17 protein-coding genes are annotated in these 19,210 nt (G+C 49.0%); 16 read left to right on the top strand and 1 reads right to left on the bottom strand.

Annotation, left to right across the window (positions count from 1 at the left end; genetic code table 11):
* Positions 1-37 precede the first annotated feature (37 nt).
* The 8 genes from ACGHTT_RS18590 to hldE all read left to right on the top strand — a co-directional run bounded on the left by ACGHTT_RS18590 (position 38) and on the right by hldE (position 12,088).
* Positions 38-1,807, top strand: a complete 1,770-nt coding sequence (locus ACGHTT_RS18590) for a GspE/PulE family protein (RefSeq protein ID WP_390592498.1) — start codon at positions 38-40, stop codon at positions 1,805-1,807.
* A gap of 108 nt (positions 1,808-1,915) precedes the next feature.
* A complete protein-coding gene (glnE, locus tag ACGHTT_RS18585; RefSeq protein ID WP_390592496.1) occupies positions 1,916-4,843 on the top strand; it encodes a bifunctional [glutamate--ammonia ligase]-adenylyl-L-tyrosine phosphorylase/[glutamate--ammonia-ligase] adenylyltransferase in 2,928 nt (975 codons plus the stop codon).
* A gap of 18 nt (positions 4,844-4,861) precedes the next feature.
* Positions 4,862-5,791, top strand: coding sequence for a branched-chain amino acid transaminase (locus ACGHTT_RS18580; RefSeq protein WP_390592495.1), 930 nt, complete (start codon positions 4,862-4,864; stop codon positions 5,789-5,791).
* Between the two features lie 109 nt (positions 5,792-5,900).
* Positions 5,901-7,028, top strand: coding sequence for a glycosyltransferase family 4 protein (locus tag ACGHTT_RS18575; protein ID WP_390592494.1), 1,128 nt, complete (start codon positions 5,901-5,903; stop codon positions 7,026-7,028).
* Positions 7,029-7,040: 12 nt separating this feature from the next.
* Positions 7,041-7,790, top strand: coding sequence for a hypothetical protein (locus ACGHTT_RS18570; RefSeq protein WP_390592493.1), 750 nt, complete (start codon positions 7,041-7,043; stop codon positions 7,788-7,790).
* Positions 7,791-7,920: 130 nt separating this feature from the next.
* Positions 7,921-8,811 (top strand): dTDP-4-dehydrorhamnose reductase, encoded by an 891-nt coding sequence (rfbD, locus tag ACGHTT_RS18565; RefSeq protein ID WP_390592492.1) that lies wholly within the window; start codon positions 7,921-7,923, stop codon positions 8,809-8,811.
* A 47-nt stretch (positions 8,812-8,858) separates the two neighbouring features.
* A complete protein-coding gene (gene msbA, locus ACGHTT_RS18560; protein WP_390592491.1) occupies positions 8,859-10,640 on the top strand; it encodes a lipid A export permease/ATP-binding protein MsbA in 1,782 nt (593 codons plus the stop codon).
* 14 nt (positions 10,641-10,654) lie between these two features.
* Positions 10,655-12,088, top strand: a complete 1,434-nt coding sequence (gene hldE, locus ACGHTT_RS18555; protein ID WP_390592490.1) for a bifunctional D-glycero-beta-D-manno-heptose-7-phosphate kinase/D-glycero-beta-D-manno-heptose 1-phosphate adenylyltransferase HldE — start codon at positions 10,655-10,657, stop codon at positions 12,086-12,088.
* Between the two features lie 121 nt (positions 12,089-12,209).
* Here hldE and ACGHTT_RS18550 read toward each other — a convergent pair whose 3' ends face one another.
* Positions 12,210-13,199 carry an integron integrase gene (locus tag ACGHTT_RS18550; protein WP_390592489.1) on the bottom strand — a complete coding sequence of 330 codons (990 nt, stop codon included), beginning with the start codon at positions 13,197-13,199 and terminating at the stop codon, positions 12,210-12,212.
* A 363-nt stretch (positions 13,200-13,562) separates the two neighbouring features.
* On the opposite strand from ACGHTT_RS18550, the gene ACGHTT_RS18545 reads away from it, so the two are divergent.
* The 8 genes from ACGHTT_RS18545 (at position 13,563) to ACGHTT_RS18510 (ending at position 18,805) form a co-directional block, all read left to right on the top strand.
* Positions 13,563-13,799 (top strand): hypothetical protein, encoded by a 237-nt coding sequence (locus ACGHTT_RS18545; RefSeq protein WP_390592488.1) that lies wholly within the window; start codon positions 13,563-13,565, stop codon positions 13,797-13,799.
* Between the two features lie 85 nt (positions 13,800-13,884).
* Positions 13,885-14,241 (top strand): DUF2750 domain-containing protein, encoded by a 357-nt coding sequence (locus ACGHTT_RS18540; RefSeq protein WP_390592487.1) that lies wholly within the window; start codon positions 13,885-13,887, stop codon positions 14,239-14,241.
* Positions 14,242-14,347: 106 nt separating this feature from the next.
* On the top strand, positions 14,348-14,785 hold the full coding sequence (locus ACGHTT_RS18535) for a hypothetical protein (RefSeq protein ID WP_390592486.1): 438 nt from the start codon (positions 14,348-14,350) through the stop codon (positions 14,783-14,785).
* Between the two features lie 694 nt (positions 14,786-15,479).
* Positions 15,480-15,953, top strand: coding sequence for a hypothetical protein (locus tag ACGHTT_RS18530; protein ID WP_390592485.1), 474 nt, complete (start codon positions 15,480-15,482; stop codon positions 15,951-15,953).
* A gap of 713 nt (positions 15,954-16,666) precedes the next feature.
* Positions 16,667-17,020, top strand: coding sequence for a hypothetical protein (locus tag ACGHTT_RS18525; protein WP_390592484.1), 354 nt, complete (start codon positions 16,667-16,669; stop codon positions 17,018-17,020).
* 159 nt (positions 17,021-17,179) lie between these two features.
* A complete protein-coding gene (locus ACGHTT_RS18520; protein WP_390592483.1) occupies positions 17,180-17,488 on the top strand; it encodes a transposase in 309 nt (102 codons plus the stop codon).
* Positions 17,485-18,351, top strand: coding sequence for an IS3 family transposase (locus ACGHTT_RS18515; RefSeq protein WP_390592481.1), 867 nt, complete (start codon positions 17,485-17,487; stop codon positions 18,349-18,351). Before ACGHTT_RS18520 ends, ACGHTT_RS18515 begins: the two co-directional genes overlap by 4 nt.
* Positions 18,352-18,400: 49 nt before the next feature.
* A complete protein-coding gene (locus tag ACGHTT_RS18510; RefSeq protein WP_390592480.1) occupies positions 18,401-18,805 on the top strand; it encodes a hypothetical protein in 405 nt (134 codons plus the stop codon).
* The last annotated feature ends 405 nt before the right edge of the window (positions 18,806-19,210 follow it).

Here is a 19,210-nt window from a genome sequence, read left to right as displayed (position 1 = left end):
CATTCAGCACTGCCGCCAACCGCCACAGTGAGGGACTATGAATCAATTGGCTACCCCCGATCGTCCACTCGAATTACGCAATATTTTATTAGCGCTGGTGGAGGATGGCCGCGTCTCGCAAGGCGACGCTAACCTGTTGTCGGGTACACCCTTATCGGCCAAGCAGAAAGACAAGAACCCCCTATCCGTGATTGCCGGTCGAAAATTGATCGATCAAACCACTAGCGGAAAAACCTTGGATGGCGAGCGCCTGTCGCGTTGGCTAGCCGAGCGGGCCAAATTGGATTGGTGCAACATCGACCCGCTTGAAATCAACGTGTCGAAAATTACCGAGGTGATGTCCTTCGCCTTTGCCAAGCGCCATAAAATTCTCTGTGTGGCCGTCAAGCCCGATGAGTTGGTCGTGGCGACGGCCGAACCTCATGTGCACACCTGGGTTGAGCAGTTGACCCATACCGCGAGACGTCACATCACCAAAGTGATTGCCGATCCAGATGATATAGAGCGCTATACCGTGGAGTTCTATTCGCTGGCGAAATCGATTTCGGGCGTGGGCGGCGCCGCCACCTCGGTGGTGAATAATTTCGAACAGCTATTGGAAGTGGGTGCGGTCAAAGACCCAGAAGCCAACGACCAACACATTGTGAATATTGTCGACTGGTTATTGCAGTACGCCTTCGAGCAGCGCGCCAGCGATATCCACTTAGAACCGCGTCGCAACGTTGGGCGGGTGCGCTTTCGCATCGATGGCGTTTTGCACCAAGTTTATGAATTACCCATGAATGTGGCCACCGCCGTGACCTCGCGCTTAAAAGTGTTGGGCCGCATGAACGTGGCAGAAAAACGCAAACCACAAGACGGGCGCATTAAAACTAAAAGTCCGGAAGGCAATGAAGTGGAGCTGCGTTTATCAACCCTGCCCACCGCCTTTGGCGAAAAGATGGTGCTGCGTATTTTCGACCCGGACGTACTGTTGCGTTCATTCGAACAACTGGGGTTAGTGGGCGAGGATTTAGCGCTGTGGCAAGACATGCTGTCGCGCCCCAACGGTATCGTGCTGGTAACCGGCCCTACGGGTTCGGGTAAAACCACCACACTGTATTCATCGTTGAAGCGCATCGCCACCGATGAAGTGAATGTGTCTACCATCGAAGATCCGATTGAAATGGTGGAAGATGCCTTCAATCAAACACAAGTGCAACATAACATCGGTTTAGATTTTGCCGCGGGTATCCGCACCCTGATGCGACAAGATCCCGACATCATAATGGTAGGTGAGATCCGCGATATCGAAACCGCCGAAATGGCAATTCAGGCGTCGCTGACAGGTCACTTGGTGTTATCTACCTTGCACACCAACGATGCACCGGCCGCGATCGCCCGTATGGTGGACTTAGGTGTGCCGTCCTACTTGATTAAGGCGTCGGTGTTGGGGGTGATGGCACAGCGCTTGGTGCGCACACTGTGTCCGCACTGCAAAGAAGCGACGGAAGTTGACGCCGCGGCTTGGCAGCAATTGGTTGCACCTTGGAAAGCTCAGGCGCCAACAAAAATTTATAGACCGGTGGGTTGTTTAGAGTGTCGCAATACCGGTTATCTTGGCCGTTTAGCGATCTATGAAATTATGATGCTGAGCGATTCGGTCAAGGCGCTGATCAAAGACGACGGCGATTTAATGGTGCTGCGCAAGCAGGCGGTGAAAGAAGGCATGCGTACGCTGCGTTTATCGGGCGCGCAAAAAGTCGGCGCTGGGTTAACCACCATTGAAGAAGTGATGCGCGTGGCGCCAGCGCCGGACCGAGATTAAAAAAGTCTCTAGTTGCTAGCAAAAGCAAAAGCAAAAGCAAAAGCAAAAAGCTAGGGCGAAACTGAAACTCGCTTTGAGCGATTGAAAATATCCGCGTTAAGGAATGCTATGTCAGATTTACCTCTCGCTAATATTTCTGCACTGCCGCCATCGCTTGCCAAAATCATTACTTCATCGCAAACCGGCATTGCTGGTGCAGAAGCACTGGCAGACACTGAACTCTTGCAATTGGCGCGGCTTTTATTGGCTAGCGACTATGCCGCGCAGGAATTGCAAAAGCATCCCGAGTGGTTAGCGTATTTAGTGCTGAGCGCGGATGCGCCACGCAAAGCCTTCAAAGATCAAATCACTCAACAACTTAACGGCGACGAAACCGAAGACAGTTTTAATCGATTGCTGCGTCAATTTCGGCAGCAACAGCAACTTCGCATTATTTGGCGCGAGTTTAATGGCCTAGCCTCGGTCGCTGAATCGACCGCAGACTTGACTGAACTGGCGTCGCATTTAATCGAGGCGGCCTTGGCCTGGCACTACCCAAAGTTGTGCCAACAATACGGCACGCCTATGGGGCGTCAATCGGGTTTGCCCCAAGCCATGGTGGTACTGGGGATGGGCAAGCTAGGCGCTTGGGAGTTAAATCTCTCCTCGGATATCGATTTAATTTTTGCCTTTCCTGAATCCGGAGAAACGCAATTTACCGCAGAAAATAGTGGTAAAAACACTATCGACAACCAACAGTTTTTTCTTAAGCTGAGTCAGCGTTTAATAAAAAGTTTAGACACAGTGACCGTCGATGGTTTTTGCTTTCGCATCGATATGCGCTTGCGCCCGCACGGTGATTCCGGCGCCTTAGTTTCTAATTTCAATGCCATCGAAGATTACTACCAAACCCAAGGCCGAGATTGGGAACGCTTTGCCATGATTAAAGCGCGACCGGTGGCGTGGGTGGGGCGGGGCGGTGCACAGGCGGCCGATAAATTAATGGCGCTGTTAACGCCATTTACCTACCGCAAGTACGTGGACTTCTCCGCCTTTGAATCCCTGCGCAGCATGAAGACCATGATTAGCCGCGAAGTGCATCGCAAGGGCTTGCAGGAAGATGTAAAGCTGGGTGCCGGTGGCATTCGCGAAGTGGAGTTTATCGGCCAAGCGTTTCAGTTGATTCGCGGTGGTCGCGATGAACAGCTACGCGAGCGGCGGGTCTTGCCATTACTGGCATTGTTGGCCGACTGGGCGTTAATTCCGCTGGCCTCGCAACAAGCCTTGAGTCGCGCCTATGAGTTCTTGCGCCACACCGAGCACGCCATCCAGGCCTTGGCCGATAAGCAAACCCAGTCCTTACCCATGGAACCGGCAGCACAGGAACGCTTCGCTTGGGTGATGGGGTTTGATAGCTGGGATAGTTTTTATCGGCGACTAGAGCAACACCGGCACTTTGTGCACCAAGAATTTAAGGCCGTGATTGCCGACCCCGATGATGAAGCCGAGGCGGCGGAAGAGTCAGATATTGTGCAGTGGCAGAGTTTTCTTGCGGATATGCCCGATCAGGCCAGCGCAGAAGCTTGGCTGTTGGCGCGACATTTTGATGAACCTGCTGATATCTATAAACATCTCAAGGATCTTTATAGTCAGCGCGCCCTGAGCATGATGCAAGCCAGCGGCCGCGACCGCTTCGATCGGTTTATGCCCCGGCTGATGGCCATGATAGAGCAGGAGTCGGCGAAAGCGGCAACCTTACAGCGGGTGTTGAATTTAGTGACCGCGGTACTCAGGCGCTCGGCCTACTTAGTGCTCTTGATAGAAAACCCGGCCGCACTCGCACAGTTAGTAAAACTGTGCGCCGCAAGTGAGTGGATCGCCGATCAACTGAGCAAGCACCCGGCCTTGCTCGACGAGCTGATCGACCCACGCAGCCTGTACAGCCCGCCCGACCGAGCGCAACTCGCGGATGAGCTACGGCAGGTAACCTTGCGGATTAATCGCGATGATTTGGAGGCGCAAATGGAGGCGCTGCGCTATTTTCGCATGGCGCACGGCCTGCGGGTTGCCGCCAGTGAAGTCGCTGGTGTCTTGCCCCTGATGAAAGTGAGTGATTACTTAACCTGGCTGGCCGAGGCGGTTTTAGAGTATGTGCAGCAGCTGACGTGGGAAATGATGGTGGCGCGCCATGGCTACCCAGCTCAGTCGTCGGATCCAAGCCTTTTGGCCGAGACAGCCGAGTTTATCGTGGTGGGCTACGGCAAGTTGGGCGGTATCGAGCTCGGCCATGGCTCAGATTTAGATTTGGTGTTTGTGCACGACACCGATATCAATGGCCAGACCGACGGCGAGCGCAGTATCGACAACCAAACCTTCTACACCCGCATGGGGCAGAAGATGATCCATATCCTGAACACCCAAACCGTGTCTGGCCAGCTGTACGAAGTAGATATGCGGCTTCGGCCATCGGGCAATTCGGGCATGTTGGTCACCTCGCTCAGCGCCTTCGAGAAATACCAGCGCGGCGAGGCCTGGACTTGGGAGCAGCAGGCGCTAGTGCGTGGTCGGGTGGTGTGCGGCAATAGCGAACTGGCCCATAAATTCGAGCAGCTGCGTTTAGCGCTGCTATGTGTGCCGCGTGATTTGCCCAAACTTGCCGAAGATGTGGTGACGATGCGGGAAAAAATGCGCGTCAGCCTCGGTTCAGGCAACAAAGCTGGCTTCCACCTGAAGCAAGATGCCGGAGGTATCGTCGATATTGAATTTATGGTTCAATACGCGGCTTTAGCTTGGGCCCACCAAGTGCCGGCACTGGTGCGATACTCGGATAACATTCGCATACTCGGCTGTCTCGAAGACGCAAATCTAATGGCTACTGAAGATGTGGCCAGCCTGATTAGAGCCTACAAAGCCTACCGATCAATGGGGCATGCGCTGGCGCTACAACGCCAAAGCGTTACCCTTGATGACAGCCAATTCCGCCCAGAGCGCACTGAAGTTGAAGCCATTTGGCAACGACTGTTGGGTCCATCACCCATCCCCGTAGGCGGGGTTTAGACAGAGTAGGAGTAGGCTATGAATTTTGCCGACCGCGACGGCGTTATCTGGTTAGATGGTGAATTAATCCCTTGGCGCGACGCCAAAGTTCACGTTCTCACCCACACATTACATTACGGCATGGGCGTGTTCGAAGGCGTGCGCGCCTACAACACCGAAAGCCACGGCACCGCTATTTTTCGTTTGCAAGAGCACACAGACCGCTGGTTCCGCTCGGCTCACATCATGAAAATGAACATGCCCTACAGCAAAGATGTGCTCAACGAAGCGCAGAAGTTAGTGGTGCGTGAAAACAACTTAAAGGAAGCCTACCTGCGCCCTATGGCCTTTTTGGGTAGTGAGGGCATGGGTTTACGCGCCGATAAATTAGAAACCCACGTCATGGTTGCCGCTTGGGAATGGCCCTCTTATATGTCGCCGGAAGCGCGCGAGCAAGGCATTAAGATTCGCACCTCCAGCTACACTCGCCACCATGTCAATATCAGCATGTGTAAGGCCAAGGCTAACGGCAATTACATCAACTCGATGCTGGCTTTGCGCGAAGCAATTGAATGCGGCTGCGAAGAAGCCCTACTGCTGGATAACGAAGGCTATGTGGCTGAAGGCAGCGGCGAAAACTTTTTCATGGTGCGCGACGGTGTTATTTACACGCCGGAATTGACCTCCTGCTTAGACGGCATCACGCGCAGCACCATTTTTAAGCTGGCGGCTGAAGCGGGTTACACCATCAAAGAAAAACGCCTGACGCGGGATGAAGTTTATATCGCCGATGAAGCTTTCTTTACCGGTACCGCCGCCGAAGTTCTGCCTATCCGCGAACACGATGGTCGAGTCATCGGTGCCGGTAAACGCGGCCCCATTACCACAGTGTTACAAGCCATGTATTTTGATTCTGTTAAAGGTGTGGGTAACAAACACCCCGAGTGGCTGGCGCCTGTGGCAAGCTAGCGAACACGGCGTAGCGCTGGCAAATTTTACCAGCTCTGCTAAACATCAAGGGCGCGTTATCGAAGTAGCGCGCCCTTTAAATTTTTTTAGATGAGTGCCCAAGTCACTGATGGAAATTGGAATCACCATTTACCAGTACGCTCCCTATGAAGGGCACGCTCGCCACTGTTTAAACATTGCCCGTGAACTGTCGCGCCGTGGCCATAAGGTGCGTATGTACAGCATGCAATGGCTGGGCGAAAAGCCCGAAGAGTTGCTTTACGTGCAGGTGCCGGTTAAGAGCAAAGTGCCGGAGCAGCGGAACGAATTTTTTCAGCGCTGGGTGCAGGCCCATCGGCAAAAATACCCGCTGCAATTACTGGTTGGCTTTAATAAAATGCCGGGCCTCGATGTGTGTTTGGTGACTGAAGGTTGCTACAAAGCGCAAGTTGCCGAATCGCGCAATTGGGTTTACAAAATGAGTGCCGCCTATAAGTTTTGGTCGGATTGCGAAGACGCCGTGTTTGGCGAAACAAGTCATACCCAAATTCTGCTTATGTCTGGCGCGCAGCGCGCCATTTTTGCCAATCAATTTCCGCCTGCGGTTAAGCGTATGCACTTGCTGCCGCCCAGCGTGACCCGAGATCGCAAAGCTGACGCCGCCAGCGAGCTCTACAAGATGGAGTTCCGCAAGCAGCAACAGCTTAAACCGGATGCGCTGGTTTTGTTGGCGGTTATGACGCGCTTCAAGCGCCAAGGCCTAGAGCGTTTAATTGAGGCCGTCGCTGCCTTGCCTTCGCCGGTGCGCGAGCGGGTGCGTTTATGGGTGGTTGGCAACGACAAGCCCGACGAGTATGTGGAAAAAGCCGCAACACTCGGTGTAGCTGGGCAAATGGTTTTTTTTGGCGGCCGTGAAGATGTGCCGACGTTCATGCAGAGTGCCGATCTTCTCGTGCATCCTGCACACCAGGATATGACCGCCACCGTATTGCTCGAAGCGATGGCCGCCGGCCTTCCCGTTTTAGCAACCACAACGTGTGGTTACGCACCGCTGGTGAAATCGGGTAAAGCGGGGCTCGTGGCGTCTTACCCTTATGATCAAAACGAATTTAATGCTTTGTTAGCTCAAGCGCTGGTGTCTGATGACCGCTTAGCTTGGGGTATTAACGCCTTAGAATTTACCGATAGTCGCGATATATATTCTTTGGCCCACAAGGCATCCGATATTATCGAAGCCACCGCCAAAAGCGGAAAATAACTGCGAGGCAATATGTTTCATTGCGCTGACTTTTTACTGCCAGCTCTCAAACATCAGCATCTTCAGGATGCGGCGAGGTTGTGGGATTGGGTGGCCCGAGCCGTGAGCTTTTCCCCAGCGCAAGGCCTGTCGGAGCGAAAAACCGGTTTTATAGACATCCTCGATGCGCAAGAAAAGCCGTTAACCTTTCGCGTGATCATTAGTCAAAATCAATTACAGCGCAAAGGTTGGTTGTTGCAGCCTGAGCCAACATTGCGCGAGCTGTATCACAACCATCTTTTATGCGAAGCGCGCCAGGTGCCTGCGACCTCTGCGGTTTGTTATGCCGAAGAAAAAATTCCCGCGAGCCAATGTTGGCGCGCGGTGATGTTGATTCAAATGCAAAGCGAATTTGTTGGCGCGCAAGAGCTACAAAAAATATGGCCAGAGAAGACCTTGGTGGAGCGTCAGTCTTTACTGTTGCTATTGGCAAATCATATCGTCAAGTTACACAATAATCGCTTGTCACATCACAATCTGCACCCCGTTAACCTGTTGGTCGATCCGGTACAGTTGCGGGCTAAGCTTGATCACTTAGAGCATTTATCGTTTCAGTGGCGAGCGGTGATTGCCAGCGTTAACGATTTGGCCTGTTTTATGGGCGGTTTAAAATTTTTAGATGTAGCCGACACAGAATATTTTCTGCAACAGTACTGGCGCGAATGTCGATTGGGTTTAACCTACCAAGGTCTTAGGCAGCGCGTGTTGGCGCAGGTGCGTTAAGTTACTACCCACTTCATCACCCGCAGAAATTAGCCATTAAAATACAAGAGAAGTTTTATAACTCGGTGATTTTTAACGTTGAAATGATACCGATTGCTAACGCTATGAATTTTGTTAAATCATTAACACAATGAAAATCGTCATTTTAGGTGCGACGGGCCAAGTGGGGCAGGCGTTGTTAAGTCAATTGCCTAGCGACTATTGTGCGCTCACGCCGTCCCATTATGAGGTGGACTTTTTGGTGCCAGGCGCCATTTCTGCCTACATCGCTGACAGTGCTGCGAATCTTGTGATTAACTGCGTTGCTTATAATCAAGTTGATAAAGCAGAGCTTGAGCAAGACATCGCGAATCGCATCAATGCGCTTGCCGTTGAAGAAATCGTTGCAGCCTGCGAGCAGCTATCTATTCCATTGCTGCATTTTTCCACCGACTACGTCTTCCCCGGAAAATCTGCGCATATTAGTGAGCAACTTTATGTGGAAGCGGACACCCCTGGGCCGATTAATGTCTATGGCCAAAGTAAATATCGAGGTGAGCAAGCTGCACTCAGCGTGGCTGCTAATCTGGTGCTGAGAGTTAGCTGGGTGTTTAGCGAGTTCGCCCGCAACATGGGTAAGCACATCGCTACGCAAGCCATGCACGGCGAACCGTTGTGCATAGCAACCGACCAGTTTGGCTCGCCAACCTACGCGGGGCACATTGCCGAAGCGGTGTGGGCCTTGGTACCTGAATTGTTAGCCGGCGCCGACGGTGGCCTGTACCATTTAAGCGGCAACGCGGCGGTGAGCCGGTTCCAGCTGGCTCAAGCTATCGTGGATGAGCTACTAGTGCAGGGCAGGGTGGATGCCCACTATAAATTGAGTGCCACCACTCAGGCGCAGTGGATGCAATCGGCGAATGTTACTATCGCGCAGCGCCCGCATTTTTCTGCCTTGGCCTGCTCGCGCTTGGCCGGGCGCCTAGGCCGCCCTGTCACGTCTTGGCGTATGGGGCTCGCCGCCTTAGTGGCTGGCATTTAGTGCTAACGTGTTAGAATAACCTCTGTTAAAAAATAGATGCCCATCCTATGAGTTCAAACAACAAGAAAGACCCGGTCATCAGCCTTGATGAACAGCAGTTACAAACGGCCGGCCAAGTCTATTTGCGATTATTGGGTTATGTAAAACCCTATTGGTTTTATTTCTCGCTCAGTATTATCGGTTTTATTATTTTCGCTGCCTCTCAGCCGGCTTTCGCTGTGGTGATGGAATATTTAATCAATGCCATACCGAAAAACGACCCGATGGACCGCTGGCTCATACCAGTTTGGTTGATGTCCATTTTCGCCGTGCGCGGCCTCGGTCACTTCATCGGCAGCTATTACAGTTCCCGGGTTTCGTTGGCTATTGTTCACACCCTGCGCACACAACTTTTTAACCAGCTCACTAAAATGCCGGGCTACTATTTTGACAATAACAATTCTGGCCATTTAATTTCGCGTATTACCTATAACGTTACTCAGGTGACAGGTGCCGCAACCGAGGCATTCAAGGTCATCGTGCGCGAAGGCTTTACCGTGATTGGTTTGATGGGGTATTTATTTTATCAAGATTGGAAGTTGACTCTCATTTTTCTTTGCGTAGGGCCGTTCATTGGCGTACTAGTCTGGCAGGTGGGATTAAGACTGCGTCGCTTGTCAGCAAAAGTGCAAGGTTCGATGGGCGATGTTACCCATATCGCCTCGGAAATGATTAATGGTTACCGTGTTATGCGCTCCTTCGGCGGCCAAGCCTATGAGTCGAAACGTTTTGATGACGCGAGTCAGAAAAATACCAAACAAAACTTAAAAATTGTAACCACTAGCGCCATCAATACTCCCGTGATCCAGTTTTTGGTTGCTGGCGCCATGGGTTTTGTTATGTTCTTAGCGCTCACCTATATGGGCACATCAGACCCTGGTGCCTTTGTTGCCTACATTACGGCGGCGGGCTTAATGCCCAAACCCGTGCGCCAACTCAGTGAAGTCAACTCGACGATTCAAAAGGGTATTGCTGCGGCCAATACCATCTTCATGCAGCTCGATCAGGCTATCGAAGTGGATTCTGGCAGTCATGTGACCTCACGGGTGCGAGGCGAGCTGAACATAAAGCATCTAAATTTTTCCTACGACGGTGAAAGTACCGTACTGAAGGACATCAATCTTCATATTCAGCCCGGTCAAACGGTTGCCTTAGTGGGTCGCTCGGGTAGCGGTAAAACAACGCTGGCCAGTTTAATTCCGCGCTTCTATCAACATGCGGATGGCGAAATTTTGTTAGATGACGTGCCAATTCAATATTACACCTTGGCCAGTCTGCGCGATCAAATTGCCTTGGTGAGCCAGCAGGTCACGTTATTTAATGACACTGTGTATAACAACATTGCCTACGGCACCTTGAGTGATGCATCGGAAGAGGCGGTGATTGCCGCAGCAAAAGCAGCGCACGCGCTAGAATTTATCAATGATATGCCAGAAGGGTTGCAAACATTAATAGGTGAAGACGGTGTTCGGCTCTCCGGCGGTCAACGTCAACGCTTGGCCATTGCACGGGCGCTGTTAAAAGATGCACCGCTGTTAATTTTAGATGAAGCAACGTCGGCCTTAGATACTGAATCGGAACGCGGCATTCAAGATGCGTTAGAGGCGGTAATGAAAAATCGCACCACATTGGTGATTGCACATCGCCTTACCACTATCGAAAATGCACACCATATTGTGGTGATGGATGCGGGCAAAATTGTCGAGCAGGGTAACCATAAAAGTCTCATCGCACTGCAGGGCTATTACGCTAAATTACACGCCATGCAGTTCGAAGAAGAAACTGAGTAAATCTGAGGAAAGTTATGCTGCTCACCATGCCACATTTTAATCAATCCCAAGTGCTGGTTATCGGCGATGTCATGCTGGATCGCTATTGGCATGGTGGCACCAACCGTATTTCGCCTGAAGCGCCTGTGCCCGTTGTAAAAGTTGAGCAAGTTGAAGACCGGCCGGGTGGTGCCGGCAACGTTGCCCTCAATATAGCGGCACTCGGCGCTGGCGCGTCACTAATCGGTATTATTGGCGATGACGAGGCCGGCAAGGCGTTGGAAACACGCCTTAACGCCGCGCATATCCACACAGACTTTCAAGTGGTTAGCAATAAGCCAACTATTACAAAATTACGCATTATCAGTCGGCATCAACAACTGCTGCGCATGGATTTTGAAAAATCTTTCGCGCTGGAAGACAGCAGTGAGTTTGCCAATAAAGCAGAAAAAATAGTGCCGCATATGGGGGCAGTTATTCTGTCTGACTATGCCAAAGGTAGTTTGCAAAATGTGCAAACCTTGATAGCCATTGCTAATGCCCACAATGTGCCCGTTTTGGTTGATCCAAAAGGCGCAGATTTTTATCGCTATAAAAATGCAACGTTAATGACGCCAAATTTGCACGAGTTTGAAACTGTCGTTGGCGAGTGTAAAACAGAGCAAGAGTTAGTCGATAAAGGCCTTGCACTATTGAAGTCGCTATCGCTACAAGCATTGCTCGTGACGAGAGGCGAGCACGGTATGACGCTGCTGCGTGAAGGGCAACCAGAGTTGCATTTGCCCGCACGAGCGCGCGAAGTGTTTGACGTAACCGGTGCAGGCGATACCGTAATCTCGGTGTTAGCGGCGAGTCTCGCTGCGGGTGAGGCGCTGCCGCAATCCGTCGCCTTGGCAAATCTAGCCGCCGGTATTGTGGTTGGTAAGTTGGGTACAGCAACTATTAGTGCGCCAGAATTACGTCGCGCCGTAAAAACAGAGCAGGGCAGCGAGCGCGGCGTACTGACCGAAGAGCAATTGCTGATGGCGGTAGAAGAGGCGCGTGCGCACGGCGAAAAAATTGTCTTTACCAACGGTTGTTTTGACATCATTCACGCCGGCCATGTGGGCTACTTAGAAGATACTCGAGCGCTAGGCGACAGGCTCATTGTTGCCATTAATTCCGATGAATCTGTATCGCGTTTAAAAGGCCCCGGTCGACCGATTAATCCGGTTGATAGGCGCATGGCCGTGTTAGCAGGCTTAGAAGCCGTCGATTGGGTTATCTTTTACAATGACGACACGCCCGAACGGCTGTTGAACATAATAAAGCCTGACGTACTTGTTAAAGGTGGTGATTACACCGAAGCACAAGTAGTCGGCCATGAAATTGTTAAAGCCTACGGCGGCAGTGTGCAAGTGCTGAGTTTTTTTGAAAATGTTTCGACAACCGCTATTGTCAAAAAAATCCAAGCACAGGAAAAAGAATAATATTGTAGCCGCAAGCCGCAAGCCGCAAGCCGCAAGCCGCAAGCCGCAAGCCGCAAGCCGCAAGCCGCAAGCCGCACCGAAATGAACTGAGCTATTGATTTCCAGAAGTGTGCACTCCTGTTTAATCTATGGGGCTCACTACCCCGGATTTGCCACGTTTTACCACATGGGTATAAATTTCAGTGGTCTTCACATCTGCGTGGCCAAGTTGTTCCTGAATTGTTCTCAAATCATAACCGCGCTCAAGTAACCGTGTTGCAAAACTGTGCCTAAATGTATGACAAGTAATATATTTTGGAATCGCGAGCTGCCTTACTAGCCCTCTTAAATGCTTACTTACTGCTGTTTGGTGTAAGTGATGCCTACGTATCTCTCCTGTGCGAGGGCAAGGGCCCACACGGTTGGAAGGAAAAATAAATTGCCATTTTGTTTCTGCCGCAGCCTTAGGGAATTTCTTGTTAAGCGCATTGGGCATATACACTCTGCCGTGGCCATTGGCCGTATCGTAACTGTGCAGCTTGGTAACCTTATCGATTTGTGTTTGAATTTGTTCGCAACAGGCCTGAGGTAAGATGCAGGCTCTATCTTTTCGTCCTTTTCCTTGCCGAACGATAAGAATCTGGTTGTCAAAATCTATATCTAGAATACGCAGGTTCAAAACTTCAGCTATTCGGAGGCCTGACCCATACATAATATTAAACATTAATTTGAAGGGTTCTTTCGCACCGTCGATTAACGATTTAGCTTCTCGTTGCGATAAAACAACGGGAATATGGACAGTTGGTTTAGCAAAAGAAAAATCAAGATTTACAATATTTTTTTGCAAAAATTTATTAAACATAAATAAAATTGCATTCAGCGCGATTTTTTGAGTATTAATAGAGCAGCCATTTGTAACTGCTAAGTGACTTAGAAAAGCCTCAATTTCTATGTTGGCCATCTCCATCGGGTGCTTCTTCTTGTGGAAGCGAATAAAACGTATCGCCCATTGAACATATGTTTTTTCAGTTGTGTAAGCAAGGTTATGATAGCGAATAAATTGTCTGAGTTGATCGACAAATTTAATGGGCTTCTCAGGTATATAAACGGGAATGTCATCCATTGCGTCCATGCCAATGCTCCTAACTAATCAACTTGATCTGTATTTATATACAGTAGTATGCGCAGGATTAAAAATCTACGATATCGGGCCCTTTTCAGCAGCATAGGCTTAACTTCTTTCTGGCCAAACATGTCTGAAATGTGATAAAAATACGGAAAATCAATAAGATACGGTGACAAGTAAAAGCAATTCTATGAAATATATGCTGCCAGTGATTAGCATTTTTTACATGGATGTGTTGGTACGCCGGTGCTTGTCGTGAAATAATTCCAAATTTATCAGTGGCTTAAGAAAATCCATTTCTAATTAATGGAAATGTGAAAGTAAGCGGCCGCTGCAGAATAAAACTGTTAAGAGTCAAAAGGAGTTCAGATGAAAGGCGTAGTCTCTTATCTAGAGTTGACCGATAAGAATACGGTGAGGCTTATCTTTGATGATGTGGCGTCTAATTCCGGTGATAGAATTTCATGGATAAAAGAGCTTCTGTTCACGCACCATGATTACGACTTAGAATCTTTGAAAGAGCTAGATTTAAGTGAGCAACAATACGCGCAAATCGGCGAGAATTTGGTAATCAGGTTGTTGGCATTAAAAAGTGGTGGTGTTTAATGCAAACTCTTAACAAACGCAATCAAAACGGGCTATCGCCCTCGACTCGCTCCGCTCGCGTTTGTTGCGGGCGTTAGGAGTACGGATGAGTAGTGCAGGAGCACAAGCCAACAAATTCTACGAAGAAGTTTCGGCGAAAAGAGAAGTCTGGTTCGCAGAGAGCCGGGATGGCAATGCTCTAGAGTTTGACGTTAAAGACGGAAAAGTTTCATTTCCATTATGGTCGTCTGAAACTAGAGTTCAGAGAATTATTAAGTACAATCCGGAGCTGCTAGATGGCTTCAAGCCAAGAAAACTTTCCTGGGATTCATTCTTATCAATTCTTGTGCCTATTCTAAAAGATAAGCGTCGAATGGTAGGTGTTAATCTATCGGGCAAGAAAATTACAGGGTTCGATATGCCGGTGGATTCATTAATCCGTCAAATAGAGTCGTTTAATTAGTGAACACTCCTAACAAGGCCATTAAAAGTCGGCCGCAAAATTCGCGGCCTACGACGCTCCTATCGTCGCGCGTTTTATGGCGGCGTTAAATTACAAGGAGAGTTAAGTGTTAAGACTAAAATTTGGAATTACGATGTTTCTTACGCTAGTAGTGCCAACAGGTTATATTAATAAGCTTTTTCTTTTGGGACCTTTGGGGTCGGCTATCAAGCAATATCCACCATCGCTGAGCTATGCTATAGGTTTGGCTTTAGGACTTATTATTCCTTTTGTGCTAGCGTCGATATTTATTAAGAAATCCAATTTATACAGACGACTACCAGTGTCAATGCCAGGCCTCAATTTGCTCGTTATTGGTGCGGTGGTAATTTTAATTCCACAGGTATTGCCTATTTTTACTTCATTGGTAAAAGGCGGAGGCTTAACGTTCTCTTTAATGCCCTATATAACGTCGTTGGTTTTCGTTGCAAAAATATTGATATATTCCGGCATTATTACACTATTAATGTCAGTAAAACCTCATGAAAGCTATGTGTTTAATTAATTTAACAATGGCGGCCAAGTCGCAGCTATCGCTGCTGGACTCGGCGCTAATCGCGCCTCGCCCTTGCCACCGGCGTTAATGTGCTCTGCGAATTTTCGTTAAGTATTTTGCCACTCAGAAAGAGAGTGCAGTAAGCAAGTCTATCGGTATCAAGGAAAGTGCCGCTCCAAGTAAGTCACCTTTCCAGTATCGCTAGATAGTTCCGTAAGGTCATCAAGTGTGGCATTCTTGCGGGTAAATTTACTGGGCTGTGGTTCCGCTACGCTGCACATCGTGCTTTGTAGGTCGTGCGGCAGTTCACTACATTAACAAGGGTGGCCAAGAGCGCAGCTATCGCTGCTGGACTCGGCGCTAATCGCGCCTCGCCCTTGCCACCGGCGTTAATGTGCTCTGCGAATTTTCGTTAAGTACTGTGCTACTCAGAAAGAGAGTGCAGTAAGCAAGTCTATCGGTATCAAGGAAAGTGCCGCTTTTAGTAAGTCATATTTCCCTACCGCTAGAGAGTTCCGTAAGGTCATCAAGTGTGGCATTCTTGCGGGTAAAATTAGTGGTTACGGTTTCGCTTGCGCTCCACAACGTACTCTGTTGTTAGCGCGGCAGATCGCAACTTTAACAAGGGTGGCCAAGTCGCAGCTATCGCTGCTGGACTCGGCGCTAATCGCGCCTCGCCCTTGCCACCGGCGTTAAGCATCCAATGAGCAAACTACAAAAATTAATCGACGAAGCTTGTGAAGGGAAATCTCTTCTTGATAAAGTCTATGGGAAATTTCCTGTACACATAGCTCCCAGTTGCGGTGAAGAAGAGGTTCGTGAAGTTTTGCTCCGCTTGGATCAGCTTTCAGCTGACAAAGAAAAAGTTGAAGATTGGGATGGCGATGGTCAGGACGATATTTGGAGAGTTCAGAATGGCTTTTCGGAATTGTTGGAAGCTATATTGCCAAATCACGTAGGTGAGGTATGTAAAGGGCTAACGAGTAATCGAAAAGACACCGCATTTTATGTGGTGCACGCCCTTTGGAAGTCACCCACTAAACACGCTATTAAATCAGTGGAGGAGTACCTCAAAAGAGATATTCCAAAACTGCACCGGAAAGTGGGTATAGACGCGTTAAAAGCTTGCAAAGGAAAGAGAAGTCTTGTTGAAAAGTTACTCGGAAAAAATGCTTAACAAGTTTGTCAACAGGACGTTTTTTGCTTCGCTCCGTTTTGGGGTGGCTTCGCCACTGTACCCCAAAACTACACTACACAAAAAACGCCCGTTACAAAGGCGTTAATGTGCTCTGCGATTTTGTTGTCGAGTTCGTACCGTTTAAAAAATTAAGTGCTGTATTCAAGTCTATCGGTATCAAGGAAAGTGCCGCCCCAAGTAAGTCACCTTTCCAGTATCGCTAGCTAGTTCCGTAACGCCTTCAAGTGTGGCATTCTTGCGGGTAAAATTAGTGGTTACGGTTTCGCTTGCGCTCCACAACTTACTTTGTAGGTGGCGCGGCAGATCGCAACTTTAACAAGGGTGGCCAAGCTCGCAGCTATCGCTGCTGGACTCGGCGCTAATCGCGCCTCGCCCTTGCCACCGGCGTTAATGTGCTCTGCGAATTTTCGTTAAGTATTGTGCCACTCAAAAAGAGAGTGCGGTAAGCAAGTCTATCGGTATCAAGGAAAGTGCCGCTTCTAGTAAGTCATATTTCCCTACCGCTAGAGAGTTCCGTAAGGTCATCAAGTGTGGCATTCTTGCGGGTAAAATTAGTGGTTACGGTTTCGCTTGCGCTTCACAACGTACCCTGTTGTTGGCGCGGCAGATCGCAACTTTAACAAGGGCGGCCAAGCTCGCAGCTATCGCTGCTGGACTCGCTAACGCTCGCCCTTGCCACCGGCGTTATACAAATGAATAGACTAATTGCCACAATCATATTTATTCTCTCTGCTCCAGTATTAGCATGTCTACCTGGAACGGAAATGGTTGAATATGTACCACTTAAAAAGGTTGGTGAAAAATATGTCGAAGCACCTGAGTTACTTACCGAGACTCACATTGCTAAAGCAAAAACTGTGCTGTATCAATGTATGGTTGAAAATGGCTCCATATATTTAAGTGAAGATGGCGTGCTTAGTATCACCAAAAATATATCGGTAAATCGTTCTTGCATTGCTTCGGTTACTGAGCAAGTCGAGGCTAAAGAAAAGATAGAGCTTCCTCTGCCTAAAATTAAACCAAATATCTCGGTGCCAAATGTATAACAAGGTGGTCAAGTACACTCCGGCCGCTAAAAGCGCGGCCTGCGCGGGACAGCCTACGCGTTGCTCCAGCTGCCCCTTACCGCGGCGTTATGAGCCCGTGTTACCCACAATCAGTAGACACCCTGTATAGTTATATTGACTCTATATAGAGGTGAGCCCATGGCACGCAAAAAGTACCAACATTACACTGAAGAATTTCGAAAAGAAGCTGTAAAACGATCTGAACAACCGGGTGTAACACAAGCACAGGTTGCCAAAGAGCTTGGCGTAAGCGCACAACAGATAGCTAACTGGAAACGCCAGTTTAACCGCCTATCTGATAAGCAGTTTAATTCCGTTGACGGTGTTGATTACTCTAAGAACGAAAGCGAAGAGCTGCGTAAGCTTCGTCGTGAAAACAAGCGCCTTCAAGAGGAGATGGAATTTCTAAAAAAGGCTGCTGCGTACTTTGCGAACGACCACAAGTGAAGTACGCCTTGATCAAGGAGCATGTTGGCTTGTACCCCGTTGCATTGATGTGCCAGGTGCTAAGCGTTTCGCGAGCGGGGTATTATCGTTGGCTCTCTCGTCCTGCTAGTCAGCGTGATGCACGTAAATCACAGATGGAATCGCTGGTGAAATCTACTTTTGAAGAGTTCGAAGCAGCCTATGGCGCACCAAGAATTACTGAAGAGCTAAATGCTTTGGGGTACAGCTGTTCATTGAATTATATTGCAAAAATAATGCAGGAAAATGGCATGTTAGCGCGTAATGGCAAAGCGTTTAACTACGGTGGCCATGCATTAGCGATGAATAATGTTGCGGACAATTTGTTGTGGCGAGATTTCAATGCAGAGAAGCCTAATCAGAAGTGGGTTACGGATATAACGTACATCTGGGTGGAGCAACGTTGGTTGTATCTAGCCACTGTTATGGATTTATATTCTCGCCGCATCGTTGGCTGGCACTTGAGTGACGACATGACTGTTGACTTAATTACCAAGGCAATGAAAATGGCTTTAGACGCCCGTGAAGTAAGCCCTGGTTTAATTGTGCACTCTGATCGTGGTACCCAATACCGTTCGAATGAGTACGTAGGATACCTTGAGTCCGAGGGGATAACGCGTAGCATGAGCCGGAAAGGCAATTGCTGGGATAACGCTGCGATGGAATCGTTTTATAGCCGTTTAAAGGTTGAGTTGATATACGCCAAAAATTACCAGTCGATCGAGGCTGCACGTTCGGGTATATTTGCCTACATTGAGATATTTTATAATCGTAAAAGAAGACATTCAGCTAACGATGGCGTTTGCCCCGTTGAGTTTGAAGAAGCCGCAGCCTTAGCTGCATAAGTAGAGTGTCTACTTTTTGTGGGGAACACCAGAGCTAATCGGAGAAACGATGAAATATTTAGGAGTAATGTTATCAGTTGTGTTTCTTACATCTTGTGCAGCCACACAGAATAAGACGCCGGTAATAGTTGCTGATGGCACTGAAGTAAAACAATTTGAAAATTTGGTCTTTTGCGGCAATGCTGAAGAGTTCACGAAAGTTCTAGGCGCAGTCGGCTCAAAACTGGGAGAGGCGTGGGATCAAGTTGAGGGCAAAGAATCAAACGATGAATGTACTGTACGCATCAAAGTAGATGAAAGCGGAAATATCAAAGGTCACGAAGTGGTCACGTGTGATAAGCCCTCGGCAATTCCCGCAGTTTTGGCGGCAGCAAGCCCAATACCAGTCCCTAAAAATCAGTGCTTGTTTAAAAATGTTAATAGCGTCAAGTATGGGCTGAATAGTGCAAAATAACACTCATAACAAGGCAAGGCAGTAAAGGCCTTCGGCCGGGACGCGCTAACGCGCGCCCCTGCTTGCGGCGTTATGCAAAAAGTTAAAAGGAGTTTGAGCTCATGGAATTGGCAATCTTTCTAGGTGTCCTGCTTTTGGTTGGGGCATATTTCGCAACACCTAATTCTTGCTATGTTTGTGGGCAGTCCATCAAAAAGACATATTACACATGGAAGATTGAGGGTAAAAAGCGAGTTTTGTGCCCAAAGTGCAACACGCAAATGGAGCGCAAAGTTAGCAAACAGGCTTTTAGCAAGAAGTTCGGGTAATGCATAACAATCGCAACCAAAACGGCCTATCGGCCTCGACTCGCTCCGCTCGCGTTTGTTGCGGGCGTTATAGGGCTGTATAGAGATCTTCATGAAA

The organism is Simiduia litorea, assembly GCF_042853465.1.
Taxonomy (GTDB): domain Bacteria; phylum Pseudomonadota; class Gammaproteobacteria; order Pseudomonadales; family Cellvibrionaceae; genus Simiduia; species Simiduia litorea.
The sequence above is the reverse complement of the archived record's forward strand: the minus strand, read 5'-3'. Positions and strand labels throughout refer to the sequence as shown.

Coding starts and splice junctions, on each gene's coding strand:
- ACGHTT_RS18550 (WP_390592489.1), bottom strand. CDS start 13,199: ATGGACGCAATGGATGACATTCCCGTTTATATACCTGAGAAGCCCATT.
- ACGHTT_RS18530 (WP_390592485.1), top strand. CDS start 15,480: ATGAGCAAACTACAAAAATTAATCGACGAAGCTTGTGAAGGGAAATCT.
- ACGHTT_RS18580 (WP_390592495.1), top strand. CDS start 4,862: ATGAATTTTGCCGACCGCGACGGCGTTATCTGGTTAGATGGTGAATTA.
- rfbD (WP_390592492.1), top strand. CDS start 7,921: ATGAAAATCGTCATTTTAGGTGCGACGGGCCAAGTGGGGCAGGCGTTG.
- msbA (WP_390592491.1), top strand. CDS start 8,859: ATGAGTTCAAACAACAAGAAAGACCCGGTCATCAGCCTTGATGAACAG.
- ACGHTT_RS18540 (WP_390592487.1), top strand. CDS start 13,885: ATGAGTAGTGCAGGAGCACAAGCCAACAAATTCTACGAAGAAGTTTCG.
- ACGHTT_RS18520 (WP_390592483.1), top strand. CDS start 17,180: ATGGCACGCAAAAAGTACCAACATTACACTGAAGAATTTCGAAAAGAA.
- ACGHTT_RS18575 (WP_390592494.1), top strand. CDS start 5,901: ATGGAAATTGGAATCACCATTTACCAGTACGCTCCCTATGAAGGGCAC.
- ACGHTT_RS18590 (WP_390592498.1), top strand. CDS start 38: ATGAATCAATTGGCTACCCCCGATCGTCCACTCGAATTACGCAATATT.
- ACGHTT_RS18525 (WP_390592484.1), top strand. CDS start 16,667: ATGAATAGACTAATTGCCACAATCATATTTATTCTCTCTGCTCCAGTA.
- ACGHTT_RS18510 (WP_390592480.1), top strand. CDS start 18,401: ATGAAATATTTAGGAGTAATGTTATCAGTTGTGTTTCTTACATCTTGT.
- hldE (WP_390592490.1), top strand. CDS start 10,655: ATGCTGCTCACCATGCCACATTTTAATCAATCCCAAGTGCTGGTTATC.
- ACGHTT_RS18545 (WP_390592488.1), top strand. CDS start 13,563: ATGAAAGGCGTAGTCTCTTATCTAGAGTTGACCGATAAGAATACGGTG.
- glnE (WP_390592496.1), top strand. CDS start 1,916: ATGTCAGATTTACCTCTCGCTAATATTTCTGCACTGCCGCCATCGCTT.
- ACGHTT_RS18570 (WP_390592493.1), top strand. CDS start 7,041: ATGTTTCATTGCGCTGACTTTTTACTGCCAGCTCTCAAACATCAGCAT.